The 21,865-nt window shown below is 44.2% G+C and carries 21 protein-coding genes and 1 other RNA gene; 3 read left to right on the top strand and 19 right to left on the bottom strand.

The features are described from left to right. Positions 1–9: 9 nt before the first annotated feature. The 12 genes from atpG to NQ556_RS01910 all read right to left on the bottom strand — a co-directional run bounded on the left by atpG (position 10) and on the right by NQ556_RS01910 (position 10,494). Positions 10–876, bottom strand: coding sequence for an ATP synthase F1 subunit gamma (gene atpG, locus NQ556_RS01965; RefSeq protein ID WP_022220234.1), 867 nt, complete (start codon positions 874–876; stop codon positions 10–12). Positions 877–886: 10 nt separating this feature from the next. After that, positions 887–2,398, bottom strand: coding sequence for a F0F1 ATP synthase subunit alpha (gene atpA / locus NQ556_RS01960; protein ID WP_008370069.1), 1,512 nt, complete (start codon positions 2,396–2,398; stop codon positions 887–889). 36 nt (positions 2,399–2,434) lie between these two features. Continuing rightward, on the bottom strand, positions 2,435–2,980 hold the full coding sequence (gene atpH / locus NQ556_RS01955) for an ATP synthase F1 subunit delta (protein ID WP_008370066.1): 546 nt from the start codon (positions 2,978–2,980) through the stop codon (positions 2,435–2,437). Beyond that, positions 2,968–3,483 carry a F0F1 ATP synthase subunit B gene (gene atpF, locus NQ556_RS01950; RefSeq protein ID WP_008370063.1) on the bottom strand — a complete coding sequence of 172 codons (516 nt, stop codon included), beginning with the start codon at positions 3,481–3,483 and terminating at the stop codon, positions 2,968–2,970. The genes atpH and atpF overlap by 13 nt, the downstream gene beginning before the upstream one ends. Before the next feature lie 41 nt (positions 3,484–3,524). Further along, the gene (gene atpE / locus NQ556_RS01945; RefSeq protein WP_008370061.1) at positions 3,525–3,791 is read right to left on the bottom strand and encodes an ATP synthase F0 subunit C; all 267 of its coding nucleotides are present in this window, start codon (positions 3,789–3,791) and stop codon (positions 3,525–3,527) included. Between the two features lie 64 nt (positions 3,792–3,855). Continuing rightward, entirely contained in the window at positions 3,856–4,575 is a 720-nt protein-coding gene (gene atpB, locus NQ556_RS01940; RefSeq protein ID WP_022220233.1) for a F0F1 ATP synthase subunit A, read from the bottom strand. Between the two features lie 14 nt (positions 4,576–4,589). Then, positions 4,590–4,985, bottom strand: a complete 396-nt coding sequence (locus tag NQ556_RS01935) for an ATP synthase subunit I (protein ID WP_008370058.1) — start codon at positions 4,983–4,985, stop codon at positions 4,590–4,592. Positions 4,986–5,005: 20 nt separating this feature from the next. Then, the gene (locus NQ556_RS01930) at positions 5,006–5,236 is read right to left on the bottom strand and encodes an AtpZ/AtpI family protein (RefSeq protein ID WP_022220232.1); all 231 of its coding nucleotides are present in this window, start codon (positions 5,234–5,236) and stop codon (positions 5,006–5,008) included. A 231-nt stretch (positions 5,237–5,467) separates the two neighbouring features. Next, complete coding sequence (locus NQ556_RS01925; protein WP_008370053.1) at positions 5,468–5,965, bottom strand: tRNA (cytidine(34)-2'-O)-methyltransferase; 498 nt, start codon at positions 5,963–5,965, stop codon at positions 5,468–5,470. Beyond that, on the bottom strand, positions 5,958–6,968 hold the full coding sequence (locus NQ556_RS01920) for an AIR synthase-related protein (protein WP_055156264.1): 1,011 nt from the start codon (positions 6,966–6,968) through the stop codon (positions 5,958–5,960). Before NQ556_RS01920 ends, NQ556_RS01925 begins: the two co-directional genes overlap by 8 nt. Positions 6,969–7,021: 53 nt before the next feature. Next, positions 7,022–8,530, bottom strand: coding sequence for a VanW family protein (locus NQ556_RS01915; protein ID WP_008370049.1), 1,509 nt, complete (start codon positions 8,528–8,530; stop codon positions 7,022–7,024). 203 nt (positions 8,531–8,733) lie between these two features. Next, the gene (locus tag NQ556_RS01910; protein WP_022220230.1) at positions 8,734–10,494 is read right to left on the bottom strand and encodes a B12-binding domain-containing radical SAM protein; all 1,761 of its coding nucleotides are present in this window, start codon (positions 10,492–10,494) and stop codon (positions 8,734–8,736) included. Between the two features lie 136 nt (positions 10,495–10,630). Between NQ556_RS01910 and ffs the strand changes: the two genes are divergently transcribed. Then, positions 10,631–10,894, top strand: an RNA gene (ffs, locus tag NQ556_RS01905) — signal recognition particle sRNA large type. A gap of 83 nt (positions 10,895–10,977) precedes the next feature. On the opposite strand, the gene tadA is transcribed toward ffs, so the two are convergent. The 3 genes from tadA to NQ556_RS01890 all read right to left on the bottom strand — a co-directional run bounded on the left by tadA (position 10,978) and on the right by NQ556_RS01890 (position 13,747). After that, positions 10,978–11,499, bottom strand: coding sequence for a tRNA adenosine(34) deaminase TadA (gene tadA, locus NQ556_RS01900; protein WP_173686179.1), 522 nt, complete (start codon positions 11,497–11,499; stop codon positions 10,978–10,980). Continuing rightward, positions 11,423–12,490, bottom strand: a complete 1,068-nt coding sequence (locus NQ556_RS01895) for a hypothetical protein (protein WP_022220228.1) — start codon at positions 12,488–12,490, stop codon at positions 11,423–11,425. The genes tadA and NQ556_RS01895 overlap by 77 nt, the downstream gene beginning before the upstream one ends. 120 nt (positions 12,491–12,610) lie before the next feature. Then, positions 12,611–13,747: a hypothetical protein gene (locus tag NQ556_RS01890; protein ID WP_008370037.1), complete on the bottom strand. Its 1,137-nt coding sequence runs from the start codon at positions 13,745–13,747 to the stop codon at positions 12,611–12,613. Positions 13,748–14,048: 301 nt separating this feature from the next. Between NQ556_RS01890 and NQ556_RS01885 the strand changes: the two genes are divergently transcribed. Both NQ556_RS01885 and NQ556_RS01880 read left to right on the top strand, forming a co-directional pair. Next, positions 14,049–14,387 (top strand): P-II family nitrogen regulator, encoded by a 339-nt coding sequence (locus tag NQ556_RS01885; protein WP_008370035.1) that lies wholly within the window; start codon positions 14,049–14,051, stop codon positions 14,385–14,387. A gap of 123 nt (positions 14,388–14,510) precedes the next feature. After that, positions 14,511–15,761, top strand: coding sequence for an ammonium transporter (locus tag NQ556_RS01880; protein ID WP_022220227.1), 1,251 nt, complete (start codon positions 14,511–14,513; stop codon positions 15,759–15,761). Positions 15,762–16,043: 282 nt separating this feature from the next. Here the strand turns inward: NQ556_RS01880 and NQ556_RS01875 are convergent, their stop codons facing one another. From NQ556_RS01875 to tilS, 4 genes are read right to left on the bottom strand one after another with little or no spacing between them, the layout of a single operon-like run. Beyond that, positions 16,044–18,086 (bottom strand): glycoside hydrolase family 13 protein, encoded by a 2,043-nt coding sequence (locus NQ556_RS01875; protein ID WP_008370030.1) that lies wholly within the window; start codon positions 18,084–18,086, stop codon positions 16,044–16,046. Positions 18,087–18,096: 10 nt separating this feature from the next. Beyond that, the gene (ftsH, locus tag NQ556_RS01870) at positions 18,097–19,914 is read right to left on the bottom strand and encodes an ATP-dependent zinc metalloprotease FtsH (protein ID WP_022220226.1); all 1,818 of its coding nucleotides are present in this window, start codon (positions 19,912–19,914) and stop codon (positions 18,097–18,099) included. Between the two features lie 19 nt (positions 19,915–19,933). Next, on the bottom strand, positions 19,934–20,455 hold the full coding sequence (hpt, locus tag NQ556_RS01865; protein WP_044998745.1) for a hypoxanthine phosphoribosyltransferase: 522 nt from the start codon (positions 20,453–20,455) through the stop codon (positions 19,934–19,936). Then, positions 20,400–21,848 carry a tRNA lysidine(34) synthetase TilS gene (gene tilS / locus NQ556_RS01860; RefSeq protein ID WP_022220224.1) on the bottom strand — a complete coding sequence of 483 codons (1,449 nt, stop codon included), beginning with the start codon at positions 21,846–21,848 and terminating at the stop codon, positions 20,400–20,402. Before tilS ends, hpt begins: the two co-directional genes overlap by 56 nt. Positions 21,849–21,865 lie beyond the last annotated feature (17 nt).

The following is a 21,865-nucleotide window of genomic DNA, read 5'->3' as shown; positions in this document are numbered from 1 at the left end:
AACCTGTATTTATCCGATCGCCTCTGCTCCGGCAATGATCTCGGTAAGTTCCTGTGTGATCGCACCCTGACGTGCTCTGTTATATTTCAATTCCAAATCATCTATCATCTCTTCCGCATTGCTGGTTGCCGAATCCATCGCCTGCATACGTGCACCGTTCTCACTGGCAACTGCTTCCACAAACGCGCCATACAGAATGCTGCTGATATATTTCGGAACAAGAAGGCTGATTGCCTCTTCCGCTTCCGGTTCAAAGTTCATCGGTGTAAGCTGCGCCTTTGCATCCTCTTCTCCCGCTTCTTCCTGCACCTCTGCCGGAAGGACTTTGATCATCGTCGGAATGTGACTTACCGTATTTTTGAAAAATGTGTAGATCAGATAGATCTCACCAATCTCACCATTTTCAAAATCTGTCAGAAGTCTTTTTGTAATACTCTTCGCATCATCATAGGACGGTTCTTCGATCATCTCTGAATAATCAGCGACAATATCATATCCTTTGTGTTTCAGAAGTTCCAGTCCTTTTCCTCCAATTGCATAGATCCGGATATTCTCCTTCGTAAAGGCTTCATTTTCAGTCACCATCTTCACTACATTGGAGTTATATCCACCTGCCAGTCCACGATTGGATGTTACAACAATGACTGCTTTCTTCTTCGAATCATCTGCTTTCAGATATGGATGATTGATATTCCCTGCCTTTGCAAGCAGAGAGGTCATTGTTGCATACATACAGTCAAAATACGGCTTTGATTCTTCTGCCCGGGTTCTTGCTTTCTGCAGCTTTACGGTAGAGACAAGTTTCATGGCTTTTGTAATCTGCTGCGTGCTCTGTACACTGGTACGGCGACGCTTGATATCTCTCATAGATGCCACTTTGTATCACCTACCTTGCCTGAAATTGTTCTTTATATTCTCCGATTGCTTTTCTGAGAGCTTCTTCTACCTCTTCTTTCAGCACTTTGTCATTCTTGATAGATTCTGGAATTTCCGGATATTTTGTCTTAATATAATCAAAAAGTCCGCTTTCAAAAGCCAGAATATCTTCTACCGCAATATCAAGAAGAAGCTTCTTAACTGCTGCATAAATGATAATAATCTGGTATTCTACCGGCATCGGCTGGTACTGCGGCTGTTTCAGGATCTCTTTGATCCGGACTCCCTGTGCCAGACGTTCGGAAGTCTCTGCATCCAGTTCCGATCCGAACTGTGCAAAGGATGCCAGCTCACGGTACTGTGCAAGATCAATACGGATTGTACCAGCGATCTTCTTCATCGCCTTGATCTGTGCCGATCCACCTACACGGGATACAGAAAGTCCGGCATTAACGGCCGGTCTGAAACCAGAGTTGAACATCTCTGTTTCCAGATAAATCTGTCCGTCTGTGATGGAAATAACGTTGGTAGGAATGTATGCTGATACGTCACCTGCCTGTGTCTCGATAATCGGAAGTGCAGTAAGTGAACCTCCGCCAAGTTCATCTGAAAGACGGGCTGCTCTTTCAAGAAGTCTTGAATGCAGATAGAATACATCTCCCGGATAAGCCTCACGTCCAGGTGGACGTTTCAGAAGTAAGGAAAGGGTACGGTATGCAGTTGCATGTTTGGACAGGTCATCATAAACGATCAGTACATCATCTCCGTTCTCCATCCATTCTTCTCCCATCGCACATCCTGAATACGGTGCGATGTACTGCAGTGGTGCAAGCTCACTGGCTGTTGACACAACTACAGTTGTATAATCCATTGCCCCAAAGGTCTCCAGAGTCTTAACAAGGGAAGCTACGGTCGAAGCTTTCTGACCGATTGCTACATAAATACACTTTACGCCCTGCCCTTTCTGGTTGATGATCGTATCGATTGCGATCGCTGTCTTACCGGTCTGTCTGTCACCGATGATCAGCTCTCTCTGTCCACGACCGATCGGAACCATGGAGTCGATCGCTTTAATACCTGTCTGAAGCGGTGTATCTACTGACTTACGGGAAATAACCCCCGGTGCCACACGCTCGATCTGACGATGCCTGGTTGCCTGGATTGGTCCTTTTCCATCGATTGGCTGTCCAAGTGCATTAACTACACGGCCAAGCATACAGTCGCCTACCGGAACCTCTACAACTCGTCCGGTTGTCTTTACAGTATCACCTTCATTGATATTCTTATGATCTCCCAGAAGAACAGCACCTACGTTGTCCTCTTCCAGGTTCAGAACCATTCCGTATACTTCTGAAGGGAACTCCAAAAGTTCACCCTGCATTGCATTTTCAAGGCCGTGGACACGCGCAATACCATCTGCCACCTGAATAACCGTTCCGACATCCGATACGTTCAGCTCAGAGGAATATCTTTCAATCTGTTCTTTGATCACAGAACTTATTTCTTCTGGTCTTAAATTCATGGAGCGAATCCACCTTCTTTCTACTAATTCTAACTGCTATACCTGAATTTTCTTCAGGCTCTTTGACAGTTCATACAGCTTTGTCTTAATACTTGTATCCACAACTCTGTCACCGATACGGATCACCATTCCACCGATCAGAGAAGCATCTACCTGATAATTCATCTCAAAGGATTCATATTTTGTCGTCTGAAGAAGCCGCTGCATGACTGCTTCTTTCTGTGCCTCGCTCAGTTCTACTGCTGTAGCGATATATGCAATCCCGATTTTCTTTTCTTCTTTTACAAGTCCGATAAAATATTCAAATACAGAATCTATCTTGCTGTAGCGCCCTTTTTCGATCATCAGCTTCATCAGCTCTACAATCTCATTTGAAACACGTCCGCGGAAAATCGTCTCGATCATCTGCTCTTTGTCTTCACGCATAACTCTCGGATTTCCGAGAATCTTCTGAAGCTCTGCATTTTCTTCGAGGATCACTCCGATACTCTGTACTTCCTCGAATATCTCATCCATTTTTCCGCAGTCACGGGCAGCTTCAAACAGGGCGTCACCATATACCTTTGATACTAGCTTAGCCATGTCTGTTCTCCCATTTCTTTTAATGTCTCTTCGATCAGTTCATCCTGTACACTGGTATCGATCGAAGCTGCTACTACTTTACCTGCCATTGCTGATGCAATGGAGATCATCTCCTGCTTCATATCATCAAGCGCACGCTTCCGTTCCAGTTCGATCTCATTATTGGCACGTGTGATGATCCTTGCTGCTTCTTCTTTTGCTTCTGCAACAATTTCATTTTCGGTCTTCATCGCTTTTTTCCGTGCTTCACTGAGAATAGCCTGCGCCTCTTTATCGATTTCTTTTAATTTCTGTTCGTATTCTTCTTTGTAAACGGCTGCCTCTTTCCGGTCATTCTTTGCTGACTCCTGTTCATCAGCAACTCTCTGCTTTCTGTCCTCCAGAAGTTTTCTTACCGGTTTGAAAAGCAGATATGACAGAAACGTGAACATGACAAGCATACTGAGTGCCATGACACAGGCATCAAAAAGAAGCTGCGCATCCAGATTAAACAAACGTTCCAAGGCGTTGCCTCCTTTCTCTTATTTTACAGGCAAAACCTTTTTTACAGCTTTCCAAGAAGCGGGTTTGCGAACAAGAGAATAAGTGCAATAACCAAACTGTACAGACCTGTTGTCTCTGCTACTGCCTGTCCTAAAAGCATTGTAGACGTGATGTCTGATCTTGCTCCCGGGTTACGTCCTACTGCAGATGCACCATGACCTGCCGCAATACCCTGTCCTACACCAGGACCAATACCTGCGATCATCGCAAGTCCTGCGCCGATTGCTGAACACGCTAAAATTAAAGCTTCATTTGAAATATTACCCATAATAATTTTCCTCCTTAATCACTGCAAACCTGATACTGTCTGAACTTAGATCCCAGTTTGCTTTTTACTCCGCTGACGGCATCTTGTCATTGATATATACCATCGTCAGCATGCAAAATACATATGCCTGAATTGCTCCCGAGAACACATCGAAATAGATGTGTAGAAATCCCGGCCATGCCCATGCGATCTTATACAGAAGACCATAGATAAGTCCCATGATTACAGTACCGGACAGCACATTTCCAAACAGACGAAGTGAGATGGAAAATGGTGCTGCGATCTCCCCGATCAGATTGATTGGGAACAAGAACGGCAATGGTTTGAACAGGCCTGTAAATGCCTCAATTTTGTTGTATTTGATGTTATTGAACTGAATCAGCACAAATGTGATAAGTCCAAGTGGAAGTGTTACACCATAATCTGCAGTTGGTGGCCGAAGCCCCAAAAGTCCCGAAAGGTTTGCCACAATCAAAAACAAAAACAAAGACCCGATATAATTCCGGAACGCCAGTCCGTTTTTCCCCATGCTTCCTTTTACCATATTGTCAAGCATCTCAACGATAAGCTCGGCAATATTCTGCAGGGTTCCGGGTTTGCCTTCGGCATCGCTCAGCTTAGCTCGGACAACCAACGCAAAAATCAGCAGTAATAACGCTACGATCAATATGCTGACATGTGTAGTGGTGAGCCATAACTCCTGCCCAAATAACTGGAATTTAACGAGACCGTGAATTTGAAAATCCGGCTCCTTAGCTGCCAGCATTCCTAAGCTGTTCCCCACGCGCTTTACCTCCTTTACTTAGATTTTTTGAATTTAGCGAAAAGCTTATGCATAATTGGCTGCAAATATGCCGCAAGCTTTAAACTCATAATTCCTGCAAACAGTGTAAGTACATTCACAATCCGAAGCCAGCTGACGGCTATAAATACTACAACTACAACCAGATATCTTATCGCGTAAGATTTCTGCATGTATCTCTGTGCTTCCTGTTCTCCATAAAGTACCGCCTCATCCAACGAGTTTTTCATATGGATTACCATGAAAACACCTGCAGCCACCCCGATCCAAAGCCCTGCTGTCATTCTCAGATGATCCCCTGGGATAATCAGACATACAATCTGTGCGATTATTCCATACAGAAGCATAGTGATGATCATATCCTTCAGTACGGTATTGTCTGTCTTACTCATGTTGTTTCATTCCTCCCTGCTCAATTTTTGTTTTTGTCTTCCGGATCTTCATTCGCATGTCTCGCAAGTACCCATGCATTGCGCAGACCTGCCAATACACCCACTATCACCAAAGGGATAAAAACTGGAAAAGAAACCTTCTTTTCCAGCCATGTACCAAAAAAAGTGCATAGCAAAATGGGAACCAGTATACTGATACCTAACTGACTGATGAGTGCAAAGGTTTTATATACGCTTTGTTTATATTTCATGATACTTATCTCCATTCTCTATATCACTTTCCATTTATTATATCCTTTTTTATGAAATATGTCCACTGGTTTACACACGATTGTATTTTTTCTTATACAATTTCCAAATATTGTCATCACTTTTACCAATAAATGCCATTAAATGCGTTGATTATTTAAAATATTTTATATAGTCATTTTTTTCACAATAGTAAAAGTGCCGCAAAGCGTTTTTAGCCTTGCAGCACTTTTTTATTCATCCCATTCCAGTCTGTGAAGATGTCCTTCTGTATTCATTCCGGCAAACCCATTCTGCCGGAGCGCTTCATATAACACGATCGCAACCGAATTCCCAAGATTCAGTGAACGGATATCTCCGATCATCGGAATCCGGATGCTGTCTTTCTTGTGGTGACAGAGGATTTCTTCCGGAATCCCTGCGCTTTCTTTTCCGAACATGATATAACAGTCCGGTTCATATTTAACATCCGTATAAAGATTCGGTGATTTTGTAGTTGCCATATAAATCTTCGCTCCCGGATTTTTTTCCATAAAATCCCGGTAATCAATATAAGTCGTCACATCCAGATGTTCCCAGTAATCCATCCCTGCCCGCTTCAGGTTCTTTTCATTTAACCGGAAACCAAGTGGCTCGATCAGATGAAGTCTGGTATTCGTCGCCACACAGGTCCTTCCGATATTTCCGGTATTTGCCGGGATTTCCGGTTCAAAAAGTACAATATTAAGCATTTACATTCTCCTTCATTTCATAAATTCGTGCCAGTTCGTCCGGTGCCGGTCTGTCGAGAAATCTTTTTTCTCCCCCACCCCAGATGATCCTCTCGTTTCCTTCTGTTGTGTGTCCGATGATCTCTGCCGGAATACCTTCCCTTTTCAGTCTTTCCTTTAGTTCTTCACCCTTCGGTGTCACCATAAGAACCGCTCCTGTACTGGTAAGCTGGTAAGGATTCAGATGAAATACTTCACAGACTTCAATCGTTTCCTGACGTACCGTCATTTTCTTCATCTCTACCGAAAGACCAATTCCTGCACCTTCTGCCATATCCCAAAGTGCTGCAAGAATCCCTCCTTCTCCGATCGGATGCATTGCTGACACCCCGTTCCGGCCGGCAATCTCCATTGCCCTGTCACTGAAAATTTCATCTCTCATATCTTCCAACTTATTTAAGAATCCCGGCGCAAACCGCTCTGCCAGAGCCGCCCCTTCTTCCCGTATGATCCGTAAGGTTCCTTCCATACCAATCCATTTAACCAGGACAATCTCTTCGCCTGCTTTTGCCGATCTGCTTGCAAGCAGCTGTTCTTTTTTTGCCTCACCGTGTGCTGTTACATGAACAATACTCGTCTGGATCCCATTTACACTTTGCGCATCTGCAAAGAAAACCCTGAGACCTTTTTCTTTACATATCTCCGAAATCTCCACCATCATCGCTTTCAATCTGGACTCATAGGCAAACGTCGGGAGCATGATCCGGACACTGATTCCATATGCCCGCGCTCCTCTGGAAGCCAGCTGATCCACTGCCTGCGCTATGGCAAATACTCCAAGATCTTTTTCATTTCCGGCTAATGAAACATCCGTTGCGATTGTGATCCGCTCTTCACTTTCATCTGCTATATAACAGGTTTCCTCCTGTGACGGTCTTAAAAAATCTATACCTTCTATATTATTCTGTATCTGTTTTAAAACCGAACGCCGATAGACGGTCTGTGACACTCTTCCTGCTTTCATACTTTTATCCTCTTTCTGTTCTGCCATTCTTTCCAACAGCCGCCTGCTTTTTATTACTTAAGTGCAGATGCCTTGCTGATCGCCGCATTAATCTTCTCCTGATCCTGGGTTTCAATTGCTTCCTCCACCAGCTTAGTTGCCTCTGCATTATCTGATTTTGTCCCGACTTTCACGGTAACATCAGAAGTCTGATAGGTGCTGTTATTGATTACTTCCCGGCTGACCTCTTCTCCGTTTTCATAGGTAATTTTCCAGAGCCGTGCCGTGCTTCCATCCATTCCGGCTCCCTCTGTTTCCTGTGAGCCGACCGCACTTTCCGTATCTTCTACATACTTTTTCGTATACTCTGTTGTCTCCAGAGTCTCACTTTCAAATTCCACGGAATGTCCTGCAGCTCTGGTATCTTTTCCGTAAATATAAAAACCAAGCTGGTTATTGCCATCAATATATCCTTCGATCAGGATCGGTGTATCGTAATTATTGACAAATTTAAAATCACTGATTCCTTCCGCTATCATTGCATCCCTTGATGGTTCTACATAACTGACACTCATGGAATGCGGTGCACGCCGGGTGACCTCCAGTTCCGCATAAAGAACCGCATTATAAAGCGTCGTAGATACCTGACACAGGCCACCTCCGATACTCTCTACAATCTGTCCGTTCTCATAGGCACTTCCTGCCACATAGCCATTCTCTTCTGTGTAAGGAAGTGTGGCCTGTTCCACTGAAAATTCTTCTCCCGGCATAACAACAGTTCCGTTGATCAGCTCCGTTGCACGCCTGATGTTCTGCACGCGGTCCCCCCATCCGGCGTTTGTCGTATAAGAGCCAAGCTCATCCTGCAGGGATTCCAGATCTGCCTTTTTGATCGTCGGCTTTTCCATATCCAGCTTTAACTCGACTTCTGCGTCCTCGTAATTCCATTTTTTGTTCATGAAATTCTTAATCTTCTTCACGGATTTATCTACATCAACCGTATAACCTTCTGCTTCATCCGTCAGATCGAATCCGCTTCCGTTATAGGATGCCGATGCATTGACCGCTTTCTGTTCCAGCGGAACCGCACGTTCCTGGATCAGCTCTCTGAGTTTTGCTTCATCAACTTTAAAGCTTTCATCTATGACATATTTCTTCTTATCTAAATTATGTATCTTCTGATAGCGGCTCCAGATGCTTCCATTTTTTCCGTATCCGACCGCCTTTTCTGCAAGCTTATCAATATTTTCTACTTCCGCTCCCATTTCCTCGATTGACACATCTGCGCCCTGATCTTTTACCTTCAGTACAAGTTGCTTGTTCCGATAATCTCCAAGTGTATTGTCTACTGCTTTCACTGCTTCTTCCTTGGTCATTCCGGATACATCTGTCTTCCCTATAAAAACATTTTTGCAGATATACTCCTCATCCACCTTGCTCACATACCGCCATAATGTGAACTGAATCACGGAGAAAATAATCACGATGGCTGCAATAACCGTAATCCCCACATGCAGATTTCTCTGCCGGATACGCTTTTGTGCCTTTTCACTTAACTCTCTCTTTTTCTTTCGTGCCGCCATCAAAAAAATCCTCCTGATTTTATATGATATATGGAATAATTGATGTTGCTACCATTGCAACAATAACAACAAGAATAATCACTGCCGCTATCTTCCGTGTCTGTTTTGGATTAAACACTTTTTTTCACCTCAAATCACACATTTGTTTTCATTCTATACTCTTTCATTTCTTTTTTCAAGATATCCATTACTACTGTCAGATGTTACTGTTTGCATAATTCCCAGATTTCTTCTGTAACACAAAATACCTTTGCCTGATGATCCAGTGGGTTCCGGTTCTGGTAGTCAAACAGAAGCACACATTCTTTCTCTTTCATATCCCCCAGAACATCATAAGAAAACCTCTCGATGTGCGTCATTTTTCTAAGCTGCCGCTTCTCCATATTTTCATAATTTTCCAGATAACGCCTCTCTTCATCCTCACGGTCATAGAACAAGCGGAACTCTTCTTTGGAAATCCGCTCATCGCCTGCAAATAACGGACGGCTCTTTGCATTCTCCCTCAGATAAAAGTCCAGTGTCAGAAGCTGCTTATACGCCTCACATCTTTCTGCATCATAAAATCTTGCAAAATCATACAGGATCTCATATCTTGCCGTGCGTGCATGACTTAAAGTATCCAGCCCATTTTCTTCATAATACTCTGCCAGCTTTTCAAAAAGCGTAAATGGTCTTTTAAAGTGTCGGATCAGATAAGGAAGCGTGTAACAGAACTGCCTGCTGTTATAGTAGGTCTCCACCATTTCCTCGATCCCTTTCAGGCGCAGGGTATCCTCATATGGAAGCCATTTTGTATACAAAACTTCATACGGTGGCATTCCTTTATAAACCAGTCCGTAATCGTCTCTCTTCTCTTCCATATAAGAACCCTTCAGTACTTTCAGAAAACCAAGCTGCAGCTGCTCCGGTTCCAGTGCATAAACATCATCAAAGGATTTTCCAAAGCTTTCATAATCTTCATACGGCAATCCTGCGATCAGATCCAGGTGCTGATGTACATTACCATAAGAATTGATTCTCCTTACCACTTCTGCAACCTGTTCAAATTTCATTGTCCGGTGAATCTCACGTATCGTATCCAGGTTGGTAGACTGCACACCGATTTCCAGCTGGATCAGCCCTGGCCGCATGGTTTTTATCAATTCCATTTCTTCTTCATTCAAAAGGTCTGCCGCAACCTCAAAATGGAAATTGGTAATGCCGTTATCATGCTCTTTGATATAACGCCAGACTGTCATGGCGTGATCATGTTTGCAGTTAAATGTACGGTCTACAAATTTAACCTGAGGTACTTTATGATCGATAAAAAATTGCAGTTCTTTTTTTACCAGTTCCAGATCACGGAACCGCAGACACTTATCTATAGAAGAAAGACAATAACTGCACGAAAATGGACATCCACGGCTTGTCTCATAATAAATAATCTTATGTTCAAAAAGCTCCATGTTCTCATATACAAACGGAACCTTACTCAGCTCCATGGTCTTGCGCCATTCATTTTCCACAATCTGCCCGGTCTGTTCCCGGTATACGATTCCTTTCATATTCTGAAATCCGTCCGCTGTCTTCTCCTGATAAAAGTGTAAAAGATCGCAGAAAGTCTGCTCCCCTTCTCCTTTCATGACGCCATCCACTTCTGGCAGACGCTCCAGCACCTTTACTCCATCATAAGATACCTCCGGTCCGCCTATCCAGATGATGATCTGCGGCATCACTTTCTTGATCTCCCTGCAGATCTCTTCAACATAAGTAAGATTCCAGATATAGCAGGACAGACAGAGCATGTCCGGCTTCCTTTTGTAGATATCCCGCAGAATCTCATCGAGCTGCTGATTGATCGTATATTCTCCAATACTGATCTCATCTGATGTATCACCATACTTTTCCGCATATGCTTTCAGACAGTAGACTGCCAGATTGGAATGTATATATTTCGCATTGACTGCACCTAAAAGTACTTTCATATCGTTTCCTTTCCGTTTCCAAAAAGTTTTATCTTTAGTATCATACTCCATTTTCAGATTGGCGTAAACCAAAATGATAAAATAAAATCTCCTCAGATACATTGACATTTTTACAAAAACACGGTAAAATAATGTTCTGTGCAGCCGGGGTGCTAGCGGTACCCTGTACCTACAATCCGCTATAGTGGGGGTGATGCTGTGCCGAGGGCTTTACTTGTCAAAGCTGCCTCTGGTTTGTGGCGTTGAGATTTGGGTCTTACGCGGCGGGACTCTGTGAACCGTGTCAGGTCGGGAACGAAGCAGCACTAAGCAGAACCTCTCGGGTGCCGTAAGGTAGCCTGGGTTGAGTTTACAGCCAGAGTAACGTTTGGTAGGCTTTAGTTCGACGCACAGCGCACAGAAAAAAAGAAATTACAAAAGCTACGGATTTTGTTTCCGTAGCTTTTTTCATGCAAAAAAGCCTGCCTTTGACAGGTTCTTCGATTAAGGATTTTCTTCCGGCATATTTGCTGATTCCTGTTCTTTCTTTTTCATCTTCTGCTTCTTGCGCAGTTCCTTGAAAAAGCTCTTCATCATCTGTGAGCATTCTTCTTCCAGAATTCCTGTCGTAAGCTCTGCCTGATGATTAAACGCTTCCACCTGTAAAAGATTCAGGATGGAACCGGCGCATCCGGCTTTCGGATTCATACATCCAACAACCACTCGTGGAATCCTTGCCTGTACAATGGCTCCGGAACACATCTGACATGGTTCCAGCGTTACATATAAGGTGCATTCTTCCAGCCGCCAGTCACCCATTACCTTACTTGCCTTTTTGATTGCAGAAATTTCTGCATGTGCAAGGGGATTCTTATCCGTTGTCCGCCTGTTGTATCCTCGTCCGATAATTTTCCCCTGATATACGATCACACAACCAATCGGTACTTCCTCAATCTTCCATGCTTTTTTCGCCTGACGGATCGCTTCCTTCATGTATTTTTCGTCTTCGGTCAATATCTTCCGCATCTTCCTTCTCCTTTACTTCTTTTCGAATCACTGCCCCTACCGGTCTGCACCAGTAACCGAAATGTTCCTCATCTTCAATCTCATATTCTTCCAGATCCAGTTCACCATCAGACGGCTTCATGAACTGACTAAATCCAAATGCTCCTGCCGCCCGCTGCTCGCCCGAAAAATAAAGTCCCGGAACCCCAATCCAGCATTTCCCTTCTTTTTCAAATGATACCAGATGATGGTAATTATAATATCCATGGAGCAGAAAATGATTATTCGCAAGCTTCCATTCCTTTCGCGGAAGTCCGGCAAGCTCCTGACGGGTGATCTTATAGATGATATCCTTTGTGGTTTTTGGTGGTAAATCTGAATTTGCGTTCTGAGAGTTTCTTTCTTCCGGCACATTTGGGTTGCTTTTCGATTTCCTAACTGCATCTGTGTTTTTAGATTGTTCTGAGGTCTCCTGTTCTTCTATATTCTCATATTTTCTCTGGCTTGTTTTCTCCTCAAGTATTTTCTCATTTCCTGGCTTCTCGTATTTTTCATTGCTTAGCACGTCTCCGCCATTTGCAATTTTTTTATTTTTCCCCGATTTGTTTAGCTTCCATTCTTCTTCCGTAATCATCCTGCTAACATCTACCGGTCTCGCCTCATCCCAGACTGCTCCATAATATCCTGCATCCGCTCCGTTTCCAGCCCGAAGGATCATTCCACCAATCCTGCCAAACTGTCCATCTCCTCCCACATCGTCTGTCGTATAACTCAGCTTGTAGCCAAATGCCGCCTGTGCGCCTCTGATCTCTCCCATCCGGATTCCAATACACTTGCCATCCTCTTCATAAAAGAGATATATTTCCAGTGTACGTCCTCCTGCCACCGGAAATCCTCTCCCATAAATCTGGATTTCCGCTGTATCTGTCTGTTCAAGAACCTTCACAAAACCTGTATTTCTTGTCCTTTTTCCATTCTGATATTCATATAAATACCGGATAAAGCTTTTCATAATCTAGCACCTGCACCTTCCTTCTAACTGCCTGTTCTAAACTATTCTGACTTTCCGGTAAAAATTACCATTTTTAAAAAATCAGAGCGGAATCTTCCGCTCTGACAAATAACTCATTGATTAATCCAGATAAATCGGTGGCTCGTAGTCTTTTCCCATCGTAGCTTTCTTTCGCTCTTCCACCCCAAGGAACGCCCACTCTGTCATGTCTGTCCACTTGTGATCTTTTCGGTCATATACCTGTACATAACCGATTCTGTGTGGATGCATACGCACACTGTTTGTCCGATACTCATGTCCGGTATATGGGTTCACATCTCCATTTACCAGATCTTCATCAATATCCTCCCGACGCTTGATCGGCTGGAAATCCTGCGGCCATCCGGAAGATTTCTTTTCCTTTTTCGGAGTAATCAGCTTTGTAAGTTTTGAAAATGGTGAATTTTTCTCCTCATGAACATCTTCAGTTTCCGCCTCTTCTACTACAGGATTTTCCTCTTTCTGACAGGTTTCCGGCTGATTCTCTTCATAAGCCGGCTGTTCCTGGTACGCTTCTTCCTGCGGTTCTGCCTCTTCCTGGTAAGCAGCTTCAGAAGTTTCCTCCGGAATCTCCTCAGCCCCGGCTTCTTCAACCACTTCCGCTTCTATTTCCTGTTCGGGCTCCTGTAATTCTTCTTCAATCTGTTCTGCGTCTTCTGCAGATACTTCCACATCATCTTCTGCCGGTTCTGTGTACGGCTCTGTTTCTTCTTCAGTCAGAATATCTTCTTCCAAAGTATCTGAATCCGCAATGCTTTCCGTCTCCTTGGCAGCATGTTCTTCTGCATCAAGATCCAGTTCCATCTGTACAGCTTCTTTCTCCGGTTCTGCTGTTGTCTCTTCAAGTATATCTACAATCTCTCCAACTGTAATATCACGTTCTACATTCTTTTTTGCTTCTTCTCTTGCTGCCTTTCTTTCTTTTTTCGCGGTAAGCTTCTCAAGTTCTCTTCCCGTCGGCATCTCTTCTTCATCCAAAGCCTCCTTTTCCGAATCCGCATTACCCAGAATGCTGAGCTGGAACGGGCATCCAAGAATATCTGCGATCATACGCATATCCTGCTCCTGAAAATTATCTCTGCCAAGCCGCTGTGTCAGATTCTGACGGGACATCTTTTTCCCGGTTCTTGCTTCGATTTCTTCTGCAAGCTCTTTAATCGTCATATCTTTTCTGCTTAAAACAATTTTTACCTGCTCTCCGAATGTGAGACTAATCATTTATTTTTCCTCCTTTTCTCCCCGTATAAATATATCTTCTTTTTAAATACAGACTTATTGCTTTGTTAACTTAAAACTTTCTTGATAAAGGAATCTTTTTCACTTATCTTTTATTCTAGCAAATGACATTTTATCCGTCAACACCTAATAAATGCACGAATTTTTTGTATTTTTTTTAAAAATAATTTGACAAATCAAAATCAGTCGCTATAATAAAGCGTATCAAGAACGACGGCGTTCCCTATTATCCGGGGAACGCCTTTTTTGTTCTTTTTTTAAATCGAGAAGGAGGGACTCAGTTATGAAAAAACTAGAAATCATTATCCAGCCGGAAAAACTGGAAGCCCTGAAAGCAATCCTGGATGCTTCCAATGTCAGCGGTATTATGATCAGTAACATTATGGGATATGGTAATCAGAAAGGACACAAACAATTTTATCGCGGTGCTGAATACAGCGTAAATCTTCTTCCTAAGATCAAAGTAGAAACTGTTGTTGAACCGGAAGTTGCAGAACCTCTGATTCGGAAAATTGTCGAAGAGATCAAAACCGGTGCGTACGGCGATGGTAAAATTTTTGTTTACGAAGTACAGGATGCTGTAAGAATCCGTACCGGTGAACGTGGCTCTGCTGCTCTTTAGCTAAAAATATATGTGAATTAGAATAGTGTTGAATATCGTTATCAAAGAGGATAACTACAAATGAACTGCCTGTAGATCATTCATTGTAGCTATCCTTTTTATTTGAAATGGAGGATGTTAAATATGGGATTATCTGATTTAATTGCGGGCGGAATGGATGCAACCGCCGCCACTGAACTACTGCTTAATGTTATCTGGACAATTGTCGGTGCAACTCTTGTTTACTTTATGCAGGCTGGATTTGCAATGTGTGAAGCCGGATTTACCAGAGCAAAAAATACTGGAAATATACTGATGAAAAATATGATGGACTTTGTACTTGGAAGTTTGTTCTTTTTCATCTTCGGATTTGCGATCATGCACGGAACCGACTGGAATGGTATCATCGGTATAAAAGGGTTCTTCAATCCTACAACACTTGCCGATGCCGACGGACTTTTCAACGGACTGCCAATCGGAGTCTTCCTTATTTTCCATACAGTATTCTGCGCCACATCCGCTACTATCGTATCCGGTTCTATGGCAGAACGTACAAAATTCCTTGCTTACTTATTGTATAGTGCAGCAATCAGTATTTTTATTTACCCGGTAACCGGCCACTGGATCTGGGGCGGTGGATGGCTCGCTCAGATGGGATTCCACGATTTTGCAGGTTCCACAGCAGTCCATATGGTCGGCGGTATCTGTGCACTTGTTGGTGCCAAAATCCTCGGACCTCGTATTGGAAAATATGATAAAGAAGGAAATGCCCGTGCGATTCCCGGACACAACCTTTCCATTGCAGCTCTTGGCGTATTTATTCTCTGGTTCTGCTGGTTCGGTTTCAACTGCGGCTCTACCACAGCAGCTTCCACAAACCTCGGTGATATCGCAATGACAACCAATCTTGCCGCTGCTACCGCAACACTTGCAACCCTTGTTGTAACCTGGATCCGCTATGGAAAACCAGATGTATCCATGACATTCAACGGTTCCCTCGCCGGACTCGTAGCAATCACCGCCGGATGCGACACCGTCAGCAACTACTCTGCAATCATCATCGGACTGATCGCTGGTATCCTCGTCGTATTCTCTGTAGAATTCTTCGACAAAGTAGCCAAGATTGATGACCCGGTAGGTGCGATCAGTGTCCACGGCGTATGCGGTTTCACAGGCAGTATCCTCGTCGGAGTCTTCTCCCCGGAATACACCCTCAAAACCCAGGTGATCGGTGTCCTTTCAACCGTAGCCTACGTCCTCGTAATGGCAATCATCGTATTCACCATCATCGATAAAACCGTAGGCCTCCGCGTCACCAAAGGAGAAGAACTCGACGGTCTCGATATCCACGAACACGGCTGCTCAGCATATGCAGACTTTAACTTCCGTTTATAGCCGGGCGAAGTAAAATAAAAAGATACAGCCTCTGGGATGCTTGCATTTCAGAGGCTGTATCTTTTTATTTTAATGAGTGGCTACGCGACTGAGGAAAGTCGCCTGACTTTCCGAGGTTCGCCCGGCGGACGTCTTGTACTACCTTTATCATTCTACATCCCCTGCAATCCTTGCATTTCAGAGGCTGTATCTTTTTATTTTAATGAGCGGCTACGCGACTGAGGAAAGTCGCCTGACTTTCCGAGGTTCGCCCGGCGGACGTCTTGTACTACCTTTATCATTCTACCACTTCTTATTCTTCAGCACGATCGCCGATTTCTTACCCATCATCAGTGAAATATTTCCCTCTTTCACGATATACTCTTCGAATTCTCCAATATACCCATCTTCATAAGAATACATCACTCGCGCCATATTATGTCCTTCGGCAACTTCTGCCTGCCATACCGGAACCCTTACTTCCTTCAGATGATCGGAATTATTGATAATAACCACGATCTGCTCATTCCCCCAGAATCTTCCATAGGCCAGAAGATCCGGTTCTGCTTTCAGCATCTTGATTGATCCCTTTCTGAGAGCCAGAGACTTTCTGTGGATTTGGATCATCTCACGGTAGAAATTAATCAGATCCCGGTTTTCTCTTCCCCACGGATAAGTTCTCCGGTTATCCGGATCCGTGAAACCACAAAGTCCTGCTTCGTCTCCATAATAAAGGGTCGGTGCTCCCGGCCAGGTCATCTGCATGATGATCGCTTCCCGCATAACTGCAAGGCTTACCCCTTCTTCTGCCGCACGCGACCCAAGCTGTCCCACACGGCCAACCTTATGGTTGGTACGCGTCAGGAAACGGGAATGGTCATGGTTTGACAACTGGTTCATCGCCGTCTGAAGTGACGGTGTCATCATATTTGCCATATGATGCTTCATCGCATTCATAAAATGGTCTGCATTTCCGAGAAGATCGCCGCGATATTCATCACTGTGTTTCTCCATCCCGGTCAGAAACCAGGTGACCGGCTCCATAAATGCATCGTAATTCATAACGCTGTCCCATTCATCGCCCTGCAGCCAGTCACTCGGATCTCCATAGTGCTCGGCAAGGATCAGTGCATGTGGATTTGCTTCTTTTACTGCCTTACGAAATTTCTTCCAAAATTCATGATTGTACTCATTGCTTCTTCCAAGGTCTGCCGCAACATCCAGTCTCCAGCCGTCTACATTATACGGCGGTGAAACCCATTTCTTTGCGATACCAAGAACATACTCTTCCAGCTCTTTTGAATCTTCATAATTCAGCTTTGGCAGCGTATCGTGTCCCCACCAGCCGTCATAGCTTCCATTGCCCGGCCATTCATTCTCCCCGGTACGGTGGAATAGAAAATAATTCCGGTACGGACTCTTCGGTGACACAAAAGCACCTACTTCGTAACCATCGGCGCTCTCGTAGATCAGCTCTCTGTCCAGCCATTTATTGAAAGAACCACAATGGTTGAAGACGCCGTCAATGATGATTCGCATTCCCCTCTTATGGAGTTCTTCTACCAGCTTGATGAACAGCCGGTTACTTGCTTCCAGATTCTCTTTTCTGGTAGTTCTTGTCCGGTAACGGTCCGCATGGATATTGTTATTTTCTCCCGGATCTAGAAGCCTTCCTTCATCGACTTCAATTTTACCGACATGCGGATCAATATAATCGTAATCCTGTGTGTCATATTTATGATTAGATGGTGATACAAATAGTGGATTACAATAGACAACTTCTACTCCAAGTCCATGCAGGTAATCCAGTTTATCAATGATCCCCTGGATATCTCCTCCGTAAAATTCCCGTACATCCATCGGCTGCGGATCCCGGTACCAGTCATCTACATGCTGAACCTGTTCTCCAATATAAAAGTACTCTCCCGTCTGTACATCATTATCCGGGTCGCCGTTACAGAAGCGGTCTGTATAAATCTGATACATGACCGCTCCTTTTGCCCAATCCGGTGCCGTAAAGCCCGGCACGATTTTAAAATCATAATAATCCACAAGTTTGCTCTCTGCTCCCCATTTGTTATAGTAGCAGATCTCATTTCCTGATCTGATCTTAAAATGATACCGGAATGGTTTATCTTCTAATTTGTATTTCACTTCATAAAAGTCAAATGCCTTATTTGAGATTACTTTGTTCATTGGAATGCATAGTTCGCGGTTTTCCAGATAGACTTCATCTACGTCGTGAGCTGCTGTACGGAACCACAACTGAAGTTCATCTCCTGCCTCCGGTTCCGGCGGACTCACATACGCCTCTGTTCCATCACAAAACAATGCTTCTTTTTTCATAATCTAGCCTCTATTCTTCAAATAATGCTTCAAATTCTTCTCTTGTAATCTTCTCTTTTTCAAGAAGCAGATCTGCACATTTATAAAGAACAGCTTCATGCTCTTTAATAATGGTCTTTGCACGGTCATAACATTCATCAATGATCCGCTTCACTTCACTGTCGATCGTTGTAGCAACCTGTTCACCATAACCTCTGGAGGTATGACCAAAATCTCTTCCGATAAATACTTCATCATTATCATCTCCATAGCTTACAAGACCAAGTGCTTCCGACATACCGAACTTCGTTACCATGGATTTGGCGTATGCTGTTGCCTGCTTGATATCCTGGGATGCCCCGGTTGTAATATCATCAAAGATCAGCTCTTCTGCCACACGTCCACCTAGTGATACGGTAATATCCTGCAACATCTTTCCTTTGGTATTGAACATCTCATCCTTTTCAGGAAGCGGCATCGTATATCCGGCTGCCCCTACACCGGTAGGAATGATCGACACGCTGTACACCGGTCCTACATCCGGAAGTACATGGAATAAGATGGCATGTCCTGCTTCATGGAATGCAGTGATCTTCTTCTCTTTATCAGAAATTACACGACTCTTCTTCTCTGCACCGATTCCGACTTTTACAAATGCTCTGCGGATATCCTCCTGTTGCAGATACACTCTTCCATCCTTTGCTGCAAGGATCGCAGCCTCATTCAGAAGATTTTCCAGATCAGCTCCGGTAAATCCTGCCGTTGTTCTCGCAACCTGTTCCAGATCCACATCATCCCCGAGCGGTTTGCCCTTGGCATGAACCTGAAGGATTTCCAGGCGTCCCTTTACATCCGGTCTGCCGACCATGACTTTACGGTCAAAACGTCCCGGTCTTAAGATCGCCGGATCAAGAATATCGACACGGTTGGTTGCTGCAAGTACGATGATTCCTTCATTCGCGCCAAAACCATCCATCTCTACGAGGAGTTGGTTCAGCGTCTGCTCTCTCTCATCATGTCCGCCGCCCATACCGGTTCCACGACGTCTTGCCACGGCATCGATCTCATCGATAAAAATAATACAAGGTGCATTTTTCTTAGCATCCTCGAAAAGATCTCTTACACGGGATGCTCCGACACCGACAAACATCTCCACAAAATCAGAGCCTGAAATGGTAAAGAACGGGACACCTGCTTCTCCCGCAATTGCTCTTGCAAGAAGCGTCTTACCTGTTCCCGGAGGTCCTTCAAGAAGGACACCTTTCGGGATTCTGGCTCCTACCTGCGTATACTTCCCGGGGCTCTTGAGGAAATCCACGATCTCTGCAAGCTCTTCCTTTTCTTCCTGCAGTCCGGCAACCTGCGCAAACGTCACATGGTTTTCTTCCTGCGTGCTCATCTTTGCCCTGCTCTTTCCGAAGTTCATCGCTTTTGCATTCGATCCGCCCTGACGATTCATCATCATCACAACAAATACCATGATACCTGCCATCAATATGATCGGAACCAGTGTTGTTGACATCCAGCTGTCCTGCGGGACATTGTCCACACTGTAGGAAATGTCATAAGATTCAAGCAGATCCTCTGCACTGTTGACATCGGATACATGAAGCTGTTCGATGTCATCATTCTTCAGCCGGATCTTCAGTGTCCCGGTCGGTGCGACTTTGTTCTGCTTGACCTCTACACTTTCTACCTTCTCTTTTTTCAGATCTTTCTGAAAATCCTGATACGTGTATGCTGTCTGCTGCACACCCGACTGGCTCATAAACCAGTACACACCTGCCAGCACCAGAACACAGAGCAGAATCGAAAGACCACTGATTCCTCTTGTCTTATTATTATTCAAAACCTGCTCCTTCCACCTGTTACATCTCTACACTTCCGATGTACGGTAAGTTTCTATATTTTTGTGCATAATCCAGACCGAATCCTACCACAAATTCATCCGGAATATTAAATCCGACATAATCTACATGTACGTCGCGCACACGACGATCTGGTTTGTCAAGAAGTGTACAAAGCTTCATGCTCTTCGGTCCTCTCTTCCGAAGGATGTCAAGCAGATAATAAAGAGTACGTCCTGAATCTACGATATCCTCAACAACAATTACGTCTTTTCCTTCCAGAGACTCATCCAGATCTTTTGCAATCTTAACGATTCCACTGGACTGGGTTCCGTCACCATAGCTGCTGACACTCATAAAGTCCATTGTTACCGGCACTGTAATCCTTTTTGCCAGTTCACACATAAAGAACACTCCACCCTTTAAAACACAGATCAGATGAACCTGCTTTCCCGCATATTCTTCACTGATTTTTTTTCCAAGTTCTTCAATTCTGGCATTTACTTCTTCTTCCGGAATTAACATTTTCACTTTCTCGGCCATTTAAAGTACCTCCATTTATCGTAATTTCTAATATTTTCGTTGTCTGCTCTGTCACCTGGTATGCCTTGCTCTGCCGGCAGCCCACAATCCATAAAATCTCGCTTCCCTCTGCGATCAGAGGAATTCCGGCGCGTTCTGCCACTGGTATTTTTTTATTGATAAAATAGGATTTCAGCTTCTGCCTTCCTCCGCTTTCATCAATTACAATAAAATCGCCAGCCCTTCTGGTGCGTACAGCGACACTCTGTTTTATTATACCATAATCAAACCATTTCGTGTACGTTTTTTTCGGGATCTGGCATCTGCATTCTTCTTTTTCAAAAATACGGTAGGAAATTTCCCATTTCCCGTAAGATATCTTTCCCGAAACCTGCTTCAGATCCAGATTTTTCTCTTCTTCTGCCAATTCCGTGTCCTTCTTTTTCCGCTTCAGTTCAATCCCTTCATAGGTTCTGCATGCACAGACCGCATAAGGAAGATCCAGTCTTTTTCCAACCTGCTTTTCAAACAGTCCCTCCAGCTTTTCTACATGAACCTGCTCCAGATCTTTTTCATGTTCTGCCACCAATGCCAATGCTTTCCGGAGAATCATTTTCCGGATCAGCCGTTCCTGTCGGTGATATGCCTCTGCATGGATGCAGATCTTTTCTCCATTTTGGGCAGTACAGATCTGATATGCACTTTCTGTCTGCCGTTCCATATAATCCCAGATCTCCCTAAGCTGATCCATAGACCGGTTCATATGCTCCACGGTTTTTTCATTGATATTTTCTTTAAAATACGGAATCACATGGTTACGGATGCGGTTTCGCATATATGCATCTTCCATATTTGTCGCATCAATACAGTAAGGCATCTCCCGTCCTTTCAGATAATCCTCGATCTCTTTTCTCCCCACGCAAAGAAGCGGCCGTATATACATCCCATTTACCGGATATATACCGCCGAGTCCCCGAAGTCCGCTACCGCGGGCCAGATGCAGGAAAAAAGTCTCTGCATTGTCATCCTGATGATGTGCCAGTGCGATCCTTGTTCCTCCCCATTCTTCCGCTGCCTGCTCAAATATTTCCCTTCGTGCAGTCCTTCCCGCCTCTTCTTCTGACATCCTGTATTCCACTGCCATTTTCGGAATATCCACCGAAACACTCCTGCATGGGATTTCTTTTTTCTCACACAGTGTCTTTACAAATTCTTCATCAGCTTTTGCCTCTTCCCCACGGATCCCGTGATTCACGTGTACCGCAAGGATCTCAAATCCGATCTTTTTTCGCAGCTCTTCCAGTATCAGAAAAAGGCATACAGAATCTGCCCCTCCAGAAAGACCAACGACAACTTTATCTCCTTTTTCAAGCATCTTCCACTGCCTGATATAGTTCTCTACTTTTTCTAACATGGTAAATTCCTCTCGTC

The sequence above is a fragment of the Coprococcus comes ATCC 27758 genome (assembly GCF_025149785.1).
Classification (GTDB): domain Bacteria; phylum Bacillota; class Clostridia; order Lachnospirales; family Lachnospiraceae; genus Allocoprococcus; species Allocoprococcus comes.
The sequence above is the reverse complement of the archived record's forward strand: the minus strand, read 5'-3'. Positions and strand labels throughout refer to the sequence as shown.